This is a genomic window from Terrabacter sp. P5_B1 (genome assembly GCF_056400505.1).
The window spans coordinates 1-944 of record NZ_JBFULD010000592.1; the positions used below are offsets into that span (position 1 = coordinate 1).

The following is a 944-nucleotide window of genomic DNA, read 5'->3' on the forward strand; positions in this document are numbered from 1 at the left end:
CCCTCGAGCAGGGCGGCCGCCTCGGCGGGACGTTCGATGCCGACGCCGAGCAGCAGGTCACCCTCCTGGCCGAAGACCCCCGACCCCGGCTCGGCGAGCGTCACGTCGTCGACGGCCGGGCCGCCCGCGTCGACGACCACGGTGAGCAGGCCCCCACCGAGGGCGCCGACGAGCTGCGCGATCGGCAGGCCCACCGGAGTCGTCGACGACGTGCGGGTCGCCGACCGACGGGTCGAGCGCGACGGAGCTGACGGCATACGACCACTGTCTCGCACGTTGTCCTGCCAGCACAATCAGGCGCGGAACCCCTGGTATGGCAGCACGAGAGCCTCACGTCGGAACGGCCCCACCATGGAGGCAAGGCACTCACCAGACCTGACACAGGAGTCGATCTCATGCCCGCCGTGACCCCCGCCGGTACCCCCGTCCCCGAGCGCGTCGCCGTCGTCGGCGCCGGCATGGTCGGTCTGGCGACCGCCTGGTTCCTCCAGGAGCGTGGCGTCGAGGTGACCGTCATCGACCGCGACGGCGTCGCCGCCGGTGCCTCGTGGGGCAACGCCGGCTGGCTGACGCCCGGCATCGCGACCCCCCTGCCCGAGCCCGCCGTGCTCAAGTACGGCCTGCGTGCCGTGCTCAGCCCGAGCTCGCCCGTCTACGTGCCGCCCAGCGCCCGACCGGACTTCCTCCGCTTCGTCACCGGCTTCACCCGCCACAGCACGATGACGGCCTGGAAGAAGGCGATGGGCGCACTCGTGCCCGTCAACGACCTGTCGCTGCAGAGCTTCGACCTGCTGAAGGCGGGTGGCGTCGACGCCGAGACCTACGAGGCGAAGTCGTTCACGGCCGCCTACCGGACCGCCGAGGAGCGCCGGACCCTCCTCGAGGAGATCGAGCACATCCACGCCTCGGGCGGGGACATCACCTTCGACGTCCTGAGCGGTGAC

The 944-nt window shown here is 71.8% G+C and carries 1 protein-coding gene and 1 pseudogene; one reads left to right on the forward strand and one right to left on the reverse strand.

All coding sequences use genetic code 11. The annotated features are described in order from the left end of the window. Window positions 1-257, reverse strand: a pseudogene (locus AC1DP0_RS22260) (hypothetical protein); the annotation flags it as partial. A gap of 138 nt (window positions 258-395) precedes the next feature. On the opposite strand from AC1DP0_RS22260, the gene AC1DP0_RS22265 reads away from it, so the two are divergent. Further along, window positions 396-944, forward strand: a 549-nt coding sequence (locus AC1DP0_RS22265) for an NAD(P)/FAD-dependent oxidoreductase (RefSeq protein ID WP_478088819.1), incomplete at its 3' end; no start/stop codon positions are given.